The organism is Curvibacter sp. APW13 (assembly GCF_032337135.1).
Classification (GTDB): Bacteria; Pseudomonadota; Gammaproteobacteria; order Burkholderiales; family Burkholderiaceae_C; genus Allorhodoferax.
In genome coordinates, this window is the sequence record NZ_JAVXZZ010000003.1 from 358,702 (window position 1) to 374,315 (window position 15,614).

The window sequence follows — 15,614 nt, forward strand, 5'->3', positions numbered from 1 at the left end:
AGAGGAGTCAAGACATGTCACGCAAGTATTTCGGCACCGACGGCATCCGTGGCACGGTGGGCCAGGTGCCCATCACCCCTGATTTCGTCCTGCGCCTGGCCCACGCGGTGGGGCAGGTGCTGCGGCGCACCGATGACCGCCCGACAGTATTGATCGGAAAAGACACGCGTATCTCCGGTTACATGCTGGAAAGCGCGCTCGAGAGCGGCTTCAATTCGGCGGGGGTGGACGTCGTCCTGCTGGGGCCGGTACCGACACCGGCCGTGGCCTACCTGACCCGGGCCCAGCGTGCTTCTCTGGGTGTGGTGATCAGTGCCAGCCACAACCCGTTTGCCGACAATGGCATCAAGTTCTTCAGTGCCCAAGGCACCAAGCTGCCCGATGAGTGGGAGCTGGATGTCGAGGCCATGCTCGAAAAGGTGCCGGAATGGGTGGAGTCTGCCCGATTGGGGCGCTCTCGGCGACTGGACGACGCGACCGGGCGTTACATCGAGTTCTGCAAGAGCACGTTTCCGAACGACCTGTCGCTGCGCGGCCTGCGCATCGTGGTCGATGCGGCCCATGGTGCCGCCTACCAAGTTGCGCCGAAGGTGTTCCATGAGCTGGGCGCCGAAGTGGTGCCCATCGGGTGCAGCCCCGACGGACTGAACATTAACCGCGATGTCGGCGCCACGCATCCCAAGGCGCTGGTCGACGCGGTCAAGTTGCATCGGGCCGACTATGGCATTGCACTGGACGGTGACGCCGACCGCCTGCAGCTGGTTGACGCGAATGGCCGCCTGTTCAACGGCGACGAAATCCTGTACCTGCTGGTCAAGGACCGTCTGGACCGCTCGCCTGGATCTGTACCGGGCGCCGTGGGCACCCTGATGACCAACATGGCGGTAGAGGTTGCGCTGAAGGCCGATGGAGTGGATTTCGTGCGCGCCAAGGTGGGGGACCGATATGTCCTGGAAGAGCTGGACAAGCGGCGCTGGCTGCTCGGGGGAGAGGGGTCGGGCCACCTGCTGGTGCTGGACAAGCAGACGACTGGGGATGGCATGGTGTCGGCCCTGCAGGTGCTCAGTGCCTGCCTGCGCCACGGCAAGTCCTTGGCCGCCATGCTCGCCGACCTGAACCTGTTCCCGCAGACCCTGATCAATGTGCGTCTGCGTCCAGGGCAAGACTGGAAGTCGAATGCAGCCATGGCAGAGGCAACGCAAGCCGTGGAGGCAGAACTCGGTGCCGAAGGCAGGGTACTGATCCGTGCCAGCGGCACCGAGCCCCTGGTGCGTGTCATGGTCGAAGCCCGCGACGCCGTCCAGGCGCGCCGTTGCGCCCAGCGAATTGCCGATACCTTGGCCGCATGAGTGCTGCGCTGGATGTCCGCTTGGTGGATTACCACCGAAGCGATGATGCGAATGCACTGGTGGCCATGCTCGACGCCTACGCCCGTGACCCCATGGGCGGCGGCGAGCCCCTGAGCGCCCACGCGCGCGCCAATGTGGTCGGCTCCCTGGCCTCGATGCCCCATGCCTTTTCCGTCTTGGCGTTCGATGGTGGAGCAGCCGTCGGGTTCGCGAATTGCTTCGAAGGCTTTTCGACATTCGCGTGCCGCCCCTTGGTCAACATCCATGACTTTGCCGTGTTGGCATCGTCGCGCGGTCGCGGTGTCGGGCAGGCATTGATGGCCTGCATCGAGGAGGAAGCGCGGCGCCGTGGCGCCTGCAAGCTGACCCTTGAAGTGCTGCAGGGCAACCGTGCCGCTTACCAGCTGTACCAACGCTTGGGGTTTGCCAACTACCAGCTCGATCCGGCGATGGGGCACGCCGAGTTTTTGCAGAAGTACCTCTGATCGCACTTTCATCGGAATTGAACTGGGTCAATTCGCACTGCAATTAGCCCGGCAGGAAGGCTGCCAATGCATGTCTTGGTTTCTAGAATCCAGGCATGCATGCTTCAGTGGAAGTTTCACCGCGTCGCCGCCTGCAGGGGCTCGATTGGGTTCTGTTGCGCCTGATGCCCGTTCTCGGCTTTGCGGCCTTGTTGATTCCGCTGGCAGGCGTTCTGGCCAACCGCGGATTGCGTGCGGCAGGCGTGGCGCAGGCACGCCTTGAGGTAATGGAATTCTGGTGGATGGGGGCCACGGTGGTGTACTGGTCGGTCTTCATGACCGCCCTCGTGGGCTGCTCCATTGCCTGGGCATTCCGTTACGGTCGGCGCTGGCTGTTCACACCACCTTCTGACGAGTCCCGATGACACGGCATTCTGCAGCCGAGCCCCGGCTGGCCGGGGATCTGGCCGTGTGGCTCATCATCTGTGCCGAAATGCTGGCCTTCGGCATCCTCTTCCTGAGCTATGCGGGGGCACGGGCCATCGACGTGACCGGCTTCAATGCCGCCCAATCCACCTTGAGCTTGCACAGCGGTGCCTTGAACACCGTGTTGCTGATCCTGGGCAGCTGGTGTGTGGCGCGCGGTGTGCAGGCGGTACGCCAAGACGCGGTACCGGGAGGCACGCGCTGGCTGCTGGGGGCCATGGCGTGCGGCGCGGGCTTTCTGTTGACCAAGTCACTGGAGTTTTCCGACAAGTTCGCCCACGGCTACGACCTGTCGACCAACACCTTCTACATGTTCTACTTCCTGCTCACGGGGTTCCACTACCTGCACGTGGTGGTGGCCATGGTGTTCCTGGGCATCCTGTGGGTACGTACACGCCAGGGCCACTATGGCGCGCACGACACCCATGCGCTGGAGAGCGGAGCGGCGTTCTGGCACATGGTTGATCTGCTCTGGATCATCCTGTTTCCCCTGGTCTATGTGCTGCGTTAGGAGTCTTGCATGGCATTGAAACGCAGTGATCGGGTGCTCGCGTTCCTGCTGCTGGCGACGGCCGTGACGGTGTTCCTGGGCGAGCGCGGCGCGCTGGGAGTGGGCCAGTGGTGGCCGGTGCTGCTGGTGATGGGGCTGGCAGCGCTGAAAGCCGCGACCGTGGTGTGGGAATTCATGGAAATCGGCCACGCCCCGGCCTTGTGGAAGCGCTTGCTGCTGGGGTGGTTGGTCGTGGTGACCTTGGGCATCCTGCTGGCCTATGCGATAGGCCAGCGCGCCTGATCCTCCGCGGGAGGGGTTCAGGCCGTGGTCGGCTGCGACATGGCATCAAAAGCGGCCAGGGCTTCGGCGGTATACATCAGGGCCGGTCCCCCGCCCATGTAGACGCAGACCGTCAGCATCTCTTCGAGTTCCTGGCGGGTACAGCCAAGCCGCACCAAGGCCTTGACGTGGAAGCCGATGCAACCCGAACAATGCTGGGTGATGCCGATCGCCAGGGCGATGAGTTCCTTGTGCTTGGCACTGATGCTGCCTTCGGCCATGGACGCCTTGGCCAACTGCGCAAAGCCCTGCATGGCATCGGGCTGGCTCTTGCGAAACGGTGCCAGATGGGTGTTGATGTCTTGGATCAACGCGGTATGGTCGAACGTGCTCATGGACTGCTCCTGAAATATACAGGTGGCAGTATCGTTGAGGGGCGTTGATTCGACTTTGATTTAGCGCAAGAAGTCAGGGCGTTGTGCTGCAGGCCAAGCCTGTGTTGGCGCAGTTGGAGTGGTGCAGCTGATCCAATACTTTCTGCACCGCCTGGGCATGTGTGGGCGACACCACGACGACCGGTGCGAATCCACCGCCCGGGGTACGAAAGTTGGTGGTTTGCCCTTGGTACATCCGTGCGGCCAGCAGTTGTACCCGCCCGTTGTAGGTATAGGCCCGGATGTCGAACTTCAGCGGCGCATCGGCCGGCGCCAGTGCGACACTGCGCGTTCCAGGTGTGACCAGGGACTGGGCGATGTAGCCGCCCTGGACAATGCTCTCCCACACCCGCTTGGTTAGCTTGTCGCCGCGGTACACGGCCCGCGAACCGAAGCCGCTGTGGGGTTTGAAGAACCAGTGGCGGCGGTCTTCCCACAGGGCGGCAGCGTTGCTGGCATCCACATCCAGGCACCGAGGTACGTGGGCCAGCAGCGTTTCGGTGTCGTCGGCAGTTGCGCCGAGAGCTTGCAGTGCGTTGGCGTCCGACAGCAGCACCAGGTGCGACTTGCGGGCACGCAGCGCATAGGTGCGCGGGTCGGGGGTCAGGACCACCGCGCCGCTGCGCCAGGCTGATGCCATGGCGGTGTGGGACGGGTCGCTGAGGTCGAAGTCGGTGACACGGTTGTAGACCAGATCGATGGCCCGATCGCCATCCCACAGCCTTCCGTCGCGCCATTGCAGCATGGTGGCATCGGCAATGCAGGCCGATACCCCGCGGCTTTCGAACATGGCGCGTGCCAAGGCAAATTCGGGGGCCAGGTACTGGCTGGCAGGCGTATCGTCGACGATGGCGACCTGGCGCAGCGGCAGGTCGCCCCGCTGGCGTTGCCACTCGGAGCGGAACATGGCAAAGAAATCGTCTTCCAGCGTGCGCATGTCACGGTAGGGCGTCCAGCCTGCATCCATTTCGGCACAGCAGGCGGCCTGTGCGCGGGCCAGGGCGGCGTTCAGGAAGGCGCCCCCGGCATTGGTATTGACTTCGATCAGCTGCGGTCCGTCCGCGCCGATGTGGAAGTCGTAGCCCATGAACGCGCCTGCCAGACCATGGTCCGGCCAGTCCGTGGCGGCATTCCCGAGCACCTGGGTCTGCCAGCCTGGCAGTTGGGTGACACGCTCGATGGCCTGCACCGTGCGGGCCATGGCATGGAAGGCGCGTTCCTGCAGAAAGACAACGGTGGATGAAAACAGGTGCGGATGCGATTGCTGCAACGTCGGAACCAGCGCCTGCAGGGTGGCGTCCTTGGCCAATTGGCGTTGCAGCAACTCGGGTTGCAGGGTTTGGCAGATGCATCCTTGGTTCAAGGCGTCGGCCAGGTCAATGGTGGATTCGGTCATGGTCAGGCCCAGGTGGGGGTGGGTCATCTGTTTTACAGTCGGGCCATGCAATTAATTCCCTCCTGGATTCGCCATTATCCGCAGCAGCATCTGGGAAATGATGTGCTGGCTGGGGTGACGGTGGCCATTCTGGTCATTCCGCAGAGCCTGGCGTACGCCTTGCTGGCCGGGCTGCCGGCCCAGGCCGGCCTGATCGCCAGCATCGCACCGGTGCTGGCCTACGCATGGCTTGGCAGCAGCCAGACCCAGGCAGTCGGCCCGGTCGCCATCACTGCCATCATGACCTCTGCGGTGCTGGCGCCCATGGCCGTACCCGGCACAAGCGCCTACACGGTGCTGGCGGCCTTGCTGGCACTGATGTCGGGCTTGCTGATGGCCACCTTCGGCCTGCTGCGCCTGGGGTTCCTGGCGCAATTGCTGAGCCGGCCGGTGGTGGCGGGGTTCATCTCGGGTTCTGCCGTGCTGATCGTGCTGAGCCAGCTGCGCCATCTGCTGGGCCTGTCGGCGCAGACGGCCGAGACGCCTTCCCAGTGGGTGGGCGCCGTGCATGGGGCCACGCTGGTCATCGGTGCTACGGCCATGGCGGCCCTGGTGGTGGCACGGCAGTGGCTGGTGACCGGTTTGGTGCGCTTGGGGCAAGCGCCCGCCGCCGCTGCGCGGCTGGCACGCATGGCCCCCCTGGTGGTGTTGGCAGCCGCCACCGCCTGGGTGGTCGGAACCGATGCGGACCACGTCCAGGGGGTGGCCGTCGTGGGTGCCGTCGACCTGGGGGGGGCGCTGTGGGCGCCCGTGTGGCCGCAGTGGGACCAGGTGCGGCAGCTGGCTGGGCCGGCCTTGACGCTGGCCTTCATTGGTGCCGTGCAGGGCATCACGATGGCACAGGCCTTGGCGGTCAAGCGCCGGGAGGCGCTGGACGTCAACCAGGAGTTGCTGGGCTTGGGGGCGGCCAACATGGTCGCTGCCTGCAGCGGCGGCATGCCCGTAGGGGGAGGGACTTCCCGCACTGCCATCAACACCGCGGCTGGCGCGCAGACACCTCTGGCCAGTGTGGTGACGGCGCTCTGCATGGTCCTGCTGCTGTTGCTGGGTACGTCCTGGATGGAGCGCATGCCGATTGCAGCGCTGGCGGCAAGCATCGTGGTGGCGGCCCTGGGCATGGTGGACCTGCAATCCCTGCGACAGGCCTGGCTGTACGACCGCGCCGATGCCGCAGCCTACCTGGGGACAGCACTGGGGGTGTGGGGGCTGGGGCTGGAACTGGGTATTGCCTTGGGCATAGGGCTGTCCCTGGCCACTTTGCTTCTGCGGGCCAGCACGCCCCACATTGCCGTGGTCGGGCGCGTGGCTGGCACCGAGCATTTCCGCAACGTCGAGCGCCATGGGGTGGAGACCATCGCGGGCGTGCTGTTCCTGCGGGTCGATGAGAGCCTGTTCTTCGGCAACCTGCACGCGGTCCAGGCGCGGCTGTACCAGGAGCTCGCACGACAGGGAAGTGTGCGCGATGTGGTCCTGCTCATGAGCGCTGTCAATCGCGTCGACACCACTGCCATGGAGGTGCTGGCCGACTGGAACCGCGATTTGCAGTCCAAGGGCGCGCGTCTGCACCTGGCCGAGGTCAAGGGGCCAGTGCAGGACCGGCTCGAGTGCGTGCCCTTGTGGCAGGAGCTGTCGGGCGAGGTATTCCTGTCGGTGAACACCGCCTTTGAACAGTTGCGCTTTCCCAAAGATCTGGGTCGCTATGAAAAACGTAGCGTATCGCGCAATGAATTCGAGGGCTGGGAGGTTATTTAGCCTGCAGAAGGCGGCTGCAGATGGCGGCCGCACGCTCCAGGTCCAAGGCCTGCAGGGCGTCTTCCAGCGGTGCAAGCTCGGAGCCCAGGTGGTTCTGCAGGAGCACCCGGTTCCGGGCCAGATGCTCCAGCACAGCCAGATCGGAATGCGCCACCAGCTCGGCCAGATGTCGCAAGACGGACGGTGCATCGACCGCCGTTTCCTGGGCGTCTGGGGTGCCCGATGCGGCGGGTGTGAGCATCGACATCTCATCATGCAAGGCGTGCAGCGAGTCCTGCAGTATCGTTTCCAACGCCTGCACCGCCTCCCGCGCAGGCGCGCTTCCTGCCTTGGCAGCGACTTCCAACTCGCGCGCCAGATGCGAGGCCCGCGTCAGTCCCAGTGTGGCACTCAGCCCCTTGAGCGTATGCAGCGGGCCGACGGTGCTGGCGGCATCACCTTTCAGCGCCGCAAGCATGCCGGGAAGGTCCTGTGCAAATGATCCGGCAGCACACTCCAGCAGCGTGGCATCACCGCCCAGTCGCTCCAGTGCCGGTGTCAATTCAACCAGGGGCGCCTCTGGGGACGCGCTGCGTTCGGCAGGGCGCGGCGCCTGATGGGATGCGGCACCCTGCTGCGAAGCGGCTCCCGGTGGGATGCGGCCGGTGACCTGCAACACCACCTGAACCAGCTGTTCCATGTCGATGGGTTTGCCTACATGGGCGCTCATGCCTGCGGCGCGGGTGGCTTCCTTGTCGGCATCGAGCACGTTCGCGGTCATGGCAACGATGGGCAGCGCGGAAAGGCCCAGTGTGTGGCGTATGTGGTGGGTGGCTGTGTAGCCGTCCATCACGGGCATCTGAATGTCCATCAGTACCACATCGGTCGCATGGCTGTGTTCCCGCAGGTAATCCACTGCCTGCTGCCCGTCGCCACAATGGGTCACTTCGGCACCCTGCGCCTCCAGGGACAGTCGGGCGACCAGTACGTTGGTGGGGTTGTCTTCGACCAGCAGGATCTGCAGGCCATCCAGCTGACGCTGCAGTGGCCTGCTGGGTACCGCCTGGTGCTGGTGGGTGGACTCGGACGCAAGGGCAAATGGCAGGGTGGCCGTGAACGTGGACCCTGCACCCTCCACGCTGTGTACCGACAGCTGACCGCCCATCAACTCGGCCAGCTTGCGGCTGATCGCCAAGCCCAACCCGGTACCGCCGAAGCGGCGTGTGGTTGATGCATCGGCCTGGGAAAAGGCTTGGAACAAGCCCTGCAGCTGCTGCGGGCTCATGCCGATGCCCGTGTCCTGTACAGAGAACGCCAGCACAACCCGATCGCTGTCCAGGCCTTGCCGGGAAATGCCCAGCCGGATCTCACCTGCATCGGTGAACTTGATTGCATTGCCCAGCAGGTTGTTGAGAATCTGCGTCAACCGCAGCGGATCCCCCAGCAGGAAACGGGGAAGGTCAGGTCCAACGTCGATCGAGAAACACAATCCCTTGCCACCCGCCATTTGCTCGAACAGGTTGCGCGCACTGTCGACGACGCGGGCCAACTCGAACGGGGTCTCTTCCAGCGCCAGCTTGCCGGCTTCGATCTTGGAAAAGTCCAGGATGTCATTGACCACACCGAGCAAGGTCCAGGCTGACGCATGGCATTTTTCGACCAAGTCCCGTTCCCGGGCGGGTAGCTCACCTTCGAGGCACAGGCGTGTCAACCCCAGCACGCCATTCATTGGGGTCCGAATCTCGTGGGACATGTTGGCCAGGAAGGCCGACTTGGCGGCATTGGCACGGTCTGCTTCATTGCGTGCCGCAATGGCAGCATCGGTGGCCAGCTTGAATTCGGTCACGTTTCTGGATGAGACGATGACGCAGGTCTGTCCGGATGCATCGATGCTGCGACCGCAGTGCACCGACAACCAGCGGGCATCCGCCCTGGGGCCCGTCATCTGGCATTCCCCACTCCACTGCGACTCCCGCCCCAAGGCGATCGCCCGGATGTGAGACTCCAGTTCGGTGGTCTGGCTCGGCGCGATGCGGTCGAGAAAGGTCGACAGTGGGATCCTGAATTGACTGGAAACGTCCAGCCAATCGGCCATCACGCCGTTGGGAATGATCCGATCAGCCTCAGGCAGATACAGAAATGACCCGACGTCGGCCAAGCGTTCGGTTTCCTGCAGCAATGCCTGGCTCTGTGCCAACTCGCGCTGGTTGCGGCGCGATATCAGCAGCGGCATGCAGGTGGCCAGCATGATGTTGAGGAGCACGCCGATCATGAACGACAGTCCCCAGGTCCGCCCACCCACTGTTGCGGGGTTGATGTCCCCGCGGACGTTCCAGAATACCTGTCCGCGCCAGGCAAATGACAGGGCGCTCAAGAGGAACACGACCCCCAGCGCTAACAGCAGGCGTTTTTCCGCGGTGGCGCCACGCTCGATCGATGCGCCGATCCGCCGGGCTGCCGCCAGGAATTCCACCGTGAGCACGATGCAGATGGGTAGCAGGAACAGCGATGAGGTGAAGACGCGCTGGCTCGGATCGGGAGTCACGATCACGAACCAGAACATGCCTAATGCATTGCCCGCGGTGAGCAAGACCATCCAGCGCCGATTCACCTGACCGCGAAGGTACATCTGCATGCCGATGGCCAGTTCGGCAAATCCCCCGACGATCAGGACGTTGCCGATGAAGAAGGACAGCCAGTCCGGAATGCTGCCGCGCAATGCGAGCAGCAGAAACCCCACGGCATAGGCCAGTGCGCCATGGATCAGGGTGCGTGTGGCAGGGGTGTGGCTGCTGGTGAACTGGGCACTGGTGGTCAGAACCAGGGGAAGCAGCAGGCTCGTGACCAAGGCCACGAGGCTCAGTGTCTTGACGTCGAAGAGTCCCATGCCCCATTCTGGCGCATTTTTGCGGCCGATGGAGCCCTCCCTGCGCGGGTTCTCAGACGTCTTCCGGCACCATGTCTATGGCGCCGCAGGGGCACTCGGCCACGCACACGCCACAGCCCTTGCAGTAGTCGTACTTGAATTCAAAGCCCTTGCCCGGGCCGAGCTTGGTGACCGCGTTGTCGGGGCACACGCCATAGCAGTTGTCGCACTCGAAGCAGTTGCCGCAACTCAGGCAGCGGCGGGCTTCGAACAGCGCGTTCTCTGCCGAGAGGCCACCTTGCACTTCATCGAAGCTGCTGGTGCGCCGGGCCAGGTTGAGCTGCGGGCGCACGGTGTGTGGGGCGTCGCTGTAGTACCAGGGGTTGATGCGCTCGAAGCTGGCAAGGGCCGCCTTGGCCTTAGTCGCCAGCGCTTCGCCGCGCAGCCAGGCATCGATGGCACGCGCTGCCTTCTTGCCGTGTCCTACGGCCACCGTGACATTGCGCTCGGATGGCACCATGTCGCCGCCTGCAAAGAGGCCGGGGTAGCCCGTCATGAGCGTGCGCGGGTCCACCTGCACCACGCCGTCCTGGCGCTCCAGCCCCGGCACGCCGTCAAGCAGCCCCAGGTCCACGTCCTGCCCCAATGCCAGTACCAGCGAATCGGCTTCCAATGTTTCGAACTCGCCGGTGGGTACGGCATTGCCCTTCTCGTCGAGCGTCATCTTCTCGATGGTCAGTGCACCGGCGTCGGCCTGCTTGATGGTGGAGAGCCACTTGACCATGACGCCTTCTTCCAGCGCTTCTTCCACCTCAAAGTCGTGCGCCGGCATCTTCTCGCGCGTGCGGCGGTAGACGATGATGGCTTCCGTGGCACCCAGGCGCCTGGCGGTGCGGGCCACGTCGATGGCCGTATTGCCCCCACCGTACACCACCACGCGCCGCCCCAGCATGGGTTTTTCTTCGCCTTCCATGGAGCGCAGCACGCTCACGGCGTCGAGCAGGCGGGCACCGTCCTTGGCGGGGATGAAGGCACGCTTGGCAATATGCGCGCCCACGGCCAGGAACGCGGCGTCAAAGCTGCCGTCTGCCATGGTCTGGCGGATGTCCGTGACCTTGGTGTTCAGGCGTACTTCCACGCCCAGGGCGACGATGCGCTGCATCTCGGCGTCCAGCACATCGCGCGGCAGGCGGTATTGGGGAATGCCAAAGCGCATCATGCCGCCCATCAATGGGCCCGCTTCCATGACGGTCACGTGGTGGCCCAGGCGGCGCAGGTGGTAGGCGGCCGACATGCCGGAGGGGCCCGCCCCCACCACGAGCACCTTCTTTCCGGACTCCGACGCGGGTATTGTGAACTTCCAGCCATGCTTCAGGGCTTCGTCACCCAGGAAGCGCTCCACCGAATTGATGCCCACCGCCGCATCGAGCTTGCCGCGGTTGCACGCCCCTTCGCAGGAGTGGTAGCAGACGCGGCCCATGGTGGCGGGGAATGGGTTGTCGCGGGTCAGGTGCCGCCAGGCCGCTTCGTAGTGTCCGCTCTCGGCATGGAACAGCCAGCCCTGGATGTCCTCCCCGGCCGGGCATTGCGCATTGCAGGGCGGCAGGTGGCTGGTGTAGACCGGGCGCTGGGTGCGCCAGGTGCCGGTCTTGTTGGCCAGCGACGAGCCGGGGTCGAGCGTGATGGCAAAGGGTTTTTGCATGGTCATGCGGTCTCTCCTTGGGGCAGGAGCTTGAAGCGGCGAATGTTCTTGTCGGCGTCCTGCTGGATGCGCGCAATGGTGGCGGCATCGCCGTCGCCGGCAAACAGGTGGGCGAAGCGCTTCTGCAGCTTCAGGTAGTCCTGCACCGGAACCTGGCGGCGAATGGGTGTGGAGGCGGTCACCTCGCCGTGCTCGGCCTCGAACACCGGAAACAGCCCGCACTCGTGCGCCAGGCGGGCCAGGCGGATGGTGTCGTGGCTGGCAGCGCCCCAGCCCAGCGGGCAGGGAACCAGGATATGCAGGTAGCGTGCACCGCGGATGGCCATGGCCTTTTCTACCTTGGCTTCCAGATCGCGCAAGTCCGCCACGGTGGCGGTTGCCACATAGGGAATCTCGTGTGCCATGGCAATCAGTGGCAAAAACTTGCCCTTGCCGAAGTCGGCACCCGGCGCTTCGCCCACGGCCATGGTGGTGGCGGTGCGGGCGGCTGGTGGTGTGGCCGAGCTGCGCTGCACGCCGGTATTCATGTAGGCCTCGTTGTCGTAGCAGATGTAGAGCACGTCGTCGTTGCGCTCGAACATGCCCGACAGGCAGCCAAAGCCAATGTCGGTGGTGCCGCCGTCACCGCCCTGGGCAATGACGCGTACCGTGCTCAGCGGCTGGCCTGCTTTGCGGGCTTTGACTCGCAAAGCTGCGGCAATGCCTGTCCCTACGGCGGCGGCGTTGCCAAACAGCGAGTGGATCCAGGGCAGCTGCCACGAGGTTTCGGGGTAGGGTGTGGAAAACACCTCCAGGCAGCCCGTGGCATTGGCGGCAATGAGCTGGCCTCGGGTGGCGCGCATGGCAGCGTCCACCGCGTAGCGCGCGCCCAGTGCCTCGCCGCAGCCCTGGCATGCGCGGTGGCCGGAGTTGAGCGCATTGCTGCGCTCGGCGGAGGCTTGTACGCTGCGTTGCTCGGGTTTGAGCAGTCGGTTGCCGACGGTGAAGGTGCCGGTCTGGTAGAACTTGACTTGGTTTGTCATGGCTCAGCTCACTTTCGATGCCACCGCGCCCACGTCGCGCAGCAGGTTTTCGGCAATCGGGCCGCTGCGCCGGGTCTGGGCTTCGCGCTGCAGTTGGCGGTTCACCATGCCCCAGTCCAGGTCGAGGAAGGTCAGCGGCTCCAGCGCGTCGGTCATGGCCTGGTGCAGCATGGTGGTGAGGGACGCCTTGGTGATGGCGCGCCCGCCCAGCCCGGCCACCACGGTGTAGCCGTGCAATTGCAGGCCCGACAGCGCCATGCGCACATCGGTGCTCACCACGCCGCCCAGACCGACCGAAAAGCTCTTTTCCAGCACCACCACCCGCTTCGCTTTTTGTAGCGCCTCACGCACAGCGGACAAGGGGAAGGGCCGGAAACTGTGCATGCCCAACACACCCACGGCGTGCCCGGCGTCACGCAGCTCGTCCACGGTGTCTTGCAGCGTTCCGAGCACCGAGCCCAGTGCCACCACGATGGTCTCTGCATCCTCGCAGCGGTAGCCGCGCACCAGCCCACCCGAGTCGCGCCCAAAGCGTTCCTTGAACTCGGCGGCAATGCGGGGAATGGCGTCCAGCGCCATCAGCTGCTTGGCGTGCGCCAGGTAGCGCACTTCCATGAAGGCCTCCGGCCCCACCATGGCACCGATGGACACTGGCTCGGCCGGGTCCAGCACCTGGCGCGGCTCATAGGGGGGCAAAAAGGCATCCACGTCGGCCTGCTCGGGAATGTCGATACGCTCGTAGGCGTGGGTCAGGATAAAGCCGTCCATGCACACCATGACGGGCATGGACAACTCTTCGGCCAGCTTGAAGGCCTGGATGTGCAGGTCGACCGCTTCCTGGTTGCTCTGGGCAAACAGTTGGATCCAGCCGCAGTCGCGCTGGCTCATGGAGTCCGAGTGGTCGTTCCAGATGTTGATGGGCGCGCCAATGGCGCGGTTGGCCACCGTCATGACGATGGGCAGGCCCAGCCCCGAAGCGTTGTACACGGCCTCGGCCATGAACAGCAGCCCCTGGCTGGCCGTGGCCGTGTAGGTGCGGGCCCCCGCGGCGCTGGAGCCGATGGCCACGCTCATGGCGCTGAATTCGCTCTCCACGTTGATGAACTCGCAGGGCTGCAGGCTGCCGTTCTTCACCAGCTCGCCCAGGCCTTCGACGATGTGGGTCTGCGGCGAGATGGGGTAGGCACAGATGACTTCGGGGCGGCACAGCGCCACCGCCTCGGCCACGGCATGGGAGCCTTCGGTTTGCTTAAGCATGCTGCTCTCCCATTTTTAGCTCCTCCAGCTCGCGTTGGATGTAGGCAAAGGCTTCGGCGGCGGCGGCGATGTTTCCATCGGCCACCTTGCCCGTGAACTTGTCGCGGATGGCATGGGACACGGCTTCCAGCGCAATCAGGCCCGACAGCGCAGCAAATCCCCCCAGCAGCACGGCATTGGGCAGCGGGCGGCCCAGGTGTTTCAGGGCGATTTCAGTGGCGGGCACGGTGGTGAGACGCTCGTGGCGGTATTTCGCCTCGATGTCAGCCAGGCCCAGTTCATGGAAAGTCTTCTTGCTGTTGATGAGCACAAAGCCATCGGGTTTCAGACCCTGGAACACGTCCACCTGGTGCAGCAGCGTGGGGTCCTGCACGATGAGCACGTCGGGTGCCACGATGGGTTCGCGCAGGCGGATGGGCCGGTCATCGATGCGGCAGTAGGCGATGACCGGTGCGCCGGTACGCTCGGAGCCAAAGCTGGGAAACGCCTGGGCGTGGCGGCCCTGCTCAAAGGCCGCGATGGACAGCATCTCGGCGGCGGTTACCACCCCTTGGCCACCGCGCCCATGGATTCGAATTTGCAGCATAAACCCTCCGTGAAGGGTTCATTCTGGAAACTCTGTGGCAGTGGGATCTTGCGTCAGATCAAGTTTCTGCGGGATAGGCGATGGGGAACAGCGCGTCGTCCTCCCAGCCGGGGGCGGGGGCAGTGTCCAGCCCCAGGCAGATCCAGCCGTCGTCAAACAGCTGGTCGAGCAGATGCTGCAGTCTGAACCATTTCCACAGCATGGCTTACCCCCGCGGCAGGCTGCGCTGGCGGGTCCAGCGGGCGCGTTGCAGGGCCCACAACTCCAGACTGCCCATGACCATGGCCAGGGTCAGTGTGGCGAGGCGGGTCGCGGTGTAGCTCCACCAGTTCATGTACGGTCCTTTCATGCAGACGCTGCGGTCTGTGGGGCCAGCGTAGTCGTCTTGTGTGACAACGCCGTGTCAATGCGGCCAGTGCACCACATGCGCAGAAAAGGGCTCGCAAGGGCCGTGTGGGCTGTCTACAGTCGGGTCGCCAAAGGAGTGGGGGACGTATGGAACTGGCAGAGATGCAGGCGCTGGAGCGCGTGTTGGAGTTGGGGCAGCAGCATCTGCAGGTGCAATGCCTGCGTCGCGTGGACGACGGTACGGGGCAAACCTATCCCCTGTATGGCATAGCACTCGGCAGCACCGACCCCGAAGCGCCCGCCGCGGGCTACTTCGGCGGTGTGCATGGACTGGAGCGCATCGGTGCCGAAGTCGTGATTTCGTTCCTGCACACCATCGTGATGCGCTTGCAGTGGGACTCGTCCTTGCATCGCCAACTGGAGCACGTGCGCCTGCTGTTCATGCCCATCGTCAACCCGGGTGGTATGGCATTGGGCACACGCGCCAATCCCCGCGGCGTCGACCTCATGCGCAACGCGCCGGTGCAAGCCGTGGCAGATGTGCCGTGGCTGCTGGGCGGTCAACTTCGCAGCCCTTACCTGCCCTGGTACCGAGGGGAGCCAGGGGCACCGATGGAGGCGGAAAACCAGGTTTTGTGCGAGTGGGTGGCGCGGGAAATGCTGTCGCGCCCGTTCAGCGTGGCCCTGGATTGCCACTCGGGCTTCGGCATGCGCGACCGCATCTGGTTTCCCTTTGCCCACACCCGGCAACCCATGGCGCACCTCGCGGAAATGGTGGCACTGCGCAACGTGTTTTTCCAGACCTACAGCCACCACCAATACATCTTCGAACCCCAAAGCCTGCAGTACCTCACCCATGGCGATGTATGGGACTACCTGTACCTGCAGGCATTGGAGCGGGCGGTGGTGTTCCTTCCCCTGACCCTTGAGATGGGGTCCTGGCTCTGGATTAAGAAGAACCCGCGCCAGCTGTTTTCGCGCCACGGCATCTTCAACCCGCTGATCGCCCACCGGCAGCAGCGCGTGTTGCGGCGCCACCAGTCACTGCTGGATTTCGTGGGCCGCGCGGCAGCCGGGCAGGCCTTGTGGAGACCTTCGCCACAGGCGCGTGCCGCCCTGCATGACGAGGCGCTGGCACAGTGGTACTGAACCCCTGAGGGTG

Annotated in this window: 16 protein-coding genes; 7 read left to right on the top strand and 9 right to left on the bottom strand. The window is 64.6% G+C overall.

The window, feature by feature from the left end:
- Positions 1–14 precede the first annotated feature (14 nt).
- From glmM to RQP54_RS15030, 5 genes are all read left to right on the top strand, one after another.
- On the top strand, positions 15–1,349 hold the full coding sequence (glmM, locus tag RQP54_RS15010) for a phosphoglucosamine mutase (RefSeq protein WP_315679189.1): 1,335 nt from the start codon (positions 15–17) through the stop codon (positions 1,347–1,349).
- Positions 1,346–1,834 (top strand): GNAT family N-acetyltransferase, encoded by a 489-nt coding sequence (locus tag RQP54_RS15015; RefSeq protein ID WP_315679190.1) that lies wholly within the window; start codon positions 1,346–1,348, stop codon positions 1,832–1,834. Before glmM ends, RQP54_RS15015 begins: the two co-directional genes overlap by 4 nt.
- 95 nt (positions 1,835–1,929) lie before the next feature.
- Positions 1,930–2,238, top strand: a complete 309-nt coding sequence (locus tag RQP54_RS15020; RefSeq protein ID WP_315679191.1) for a hypothetical protein — start codon at positions 1,930–1,932, stop codon at positions 2,236–2,238.
- A complete protein-coding gene (locus RQP54_RS15025) occupies positions 2,235–2,810 on the top strand; it encodes a cytochrome c oxidase subunit 3 family protein (protein WP_315679192.1) in 576 nt (191 codons plus the stop codon). Before RQP54_RS15020 ends, RQP54_RS15025 begins: the two co-directional genes overlap by 4 nt.
- A 9-nt stretch (positions 2,811–2,819) precedes the next feature.
- Positions 2,820–3,092: a cytochrome C oxidase subunit IV family protein gene (locus RQP54_RS15030; protein ID WP_315679193.1), complete on the top strand. Its 273-nt coding sequence runs from the start codon at positions 2,820–2,822 to the stop codon at positions 3,090–3,092.
- A 17-nt stretch (positions 3,093–3,109) separates the two neighbouring features.
- Here the strand turns inward: RQP54_RS15030 and RQP54_RS15035 are convergent, their stop codons facing one another.
- On the bottom strand, positions 3,110–3,466 hold the full coding sequence (locus tag RQP54_RS15035; RefSeq protein ID WP_315679194.1) for a carboxymuconolactone decarboxylase family protein: 357 nt from the start codon (positions 3,464–3,466) through the stop codon (positions 3,110–3,112).
- A gap of 73 nt (positions 3,467–3,539) precedes the next feature.
- Positions 3,540–4,928, bottom strand: coding sequence for a hypothetical protein (locus tag RQP54_RS15040; RefSeq protein WP_315679195.1), 1,389 nt, complete (start codon positions 4,926–4,928; stop codon positions 3,540–3,542).
- Between the two features lie 18 nt (positions 4,929–4,946).
- Here RQP54_RS15040 and RQP54_RS15045 point away from each other — a divergent pair, with 18 nt between their 5' ends.
- Positions 4,947–6,692 carry a sulfate permease gene (locus tag RQP54_RS15045; RefSeq protein ID WP_315679196.1) on the top strand — a complete coding sequence of 582 codons (1,746 nt, stop codon included), beginning with the start codon at positions 4,947–4,949 and terminating at the stop codon, positions 6,690–6,692.
- On the opposite strand, the gene RQP54_RS15050 is transcribed toward RQP54_RS15045, so the two are convergent.
- Genes RQP54_RS15050 through RQP54_RS15080 form a run of 7 tightly spaced genes read right to left on the bottom strand, consistent with a single transcriptional unit; the run spans position 6,685 to position 14,438 of the window.
- Positions 6,685–9,558, bottom strand: a complete 2,874-nt coding sequence (locus RQP54_RS15050; RefSeq protein WP_315679197.1) for an ATP-binding protein — start codon at positions 9,556–9,558, stop codon at positions 6,685–6,687. The two genes, RQP54_RS15045 and RQP54_RS15050, sit on opposite strands and share 8 nt — an antisense overlap.
- Positions 9,559–9,610: 52 nt before the next feature.
- A complete protein-coding gene (locus RQP54_RS15055; protein ID WP_315679356.1) occupies positions 9,611–11,239 on the bottom strand; it encodes an NAD(P)-binding protein in 1,629 nt (542 codons plus the stop codon).
- Positions 11,240–11,241: 2 nt separating this feature from the next.
- The gene (locus RQP54_RS15060) at positions 11,242–12,261 is read right to left on the bottom strand and encodes a thiamine pyrophosphate-dependent enzyme (RefSeq protein WP_315679198.1); all 1,020 of its coding nucleotides are present in this window, start codon (positions 12,259–12,261) and stop codon (positions 11,242–11,244) included.
- 3 nt (positions 12,262–12,264) lie between these two features.
- Positions 12,265–13,518, bottom strand: a complete 1,254-nt coding sequence (locus RQP54_RS15065) for a transketolase C-terminal domain-containing protein (protein WP_315679199.1) — start codon at positions 13,516–13,518, stop codon at positions 12,265–12,267.
- The gene (locus RQP54_RS15070) at positions 13,511–14,104 is read right to left on the bottom strand and encodes a 2-oxoacid:acceptor oxidoreductase family protein (RefSeq protein WP_315679200.1); all 594 of its coding nucleotides are present in this window, start codon (positions 14,102–14,104) and stop codon (positions 13,511–13,513) included. The genes RQP54_RS15065 and RQP54_RS15070 overlap by 8 nt, the downstream gene beginning before the upstream one ends.
- A 58-nt stretch (positions 14,105–14,162) precedes the next feature.
- Positions 14,163–14,306: a hypothetical protein gene (locus tag RQP54_RS15075; protein WP_315679201.1), complete on the bottom strand. Its 144-nt coding sequence runs from the start codon at positions 14,304–14,306 to the stop codon at positions 14,163–14,165.
- 3 nt (positions 14,307–14,309) lie between these two features.
- The gene (locus RQP54_RS15080; protein ID WP_315679202.1) at positions 14,310–14,438 is read right to left on the bottom strand and encodes a hypothetical protein; all 129 of its coding nucleotides are present in this window, start codon (positions 14,436–14,438) and stop codon (positions 14,310–14,312) included.
- 161 nt (positions 14,439–14,599) lie between these two features.
- On the opposite strand from RQP54_RS15080, the gene RQP54_RS15085 reads away from it, so the two are divergent.
- Positions 14,600–15,601 carry a M14 family zinc carboxypeptidase gene (locus RQP54_RS15085; RefSeq protein WP_315679203.1) on the top strand — a complete coding sequence of 334 codons (1,002 nt, stop codon included), beginning with the start codon at positions 14,600–14,602 and terminating at the stop codon, positions 15,599–15,601.
- Positions 15,602–15,614: the final 13 nt, after the last annotated feature.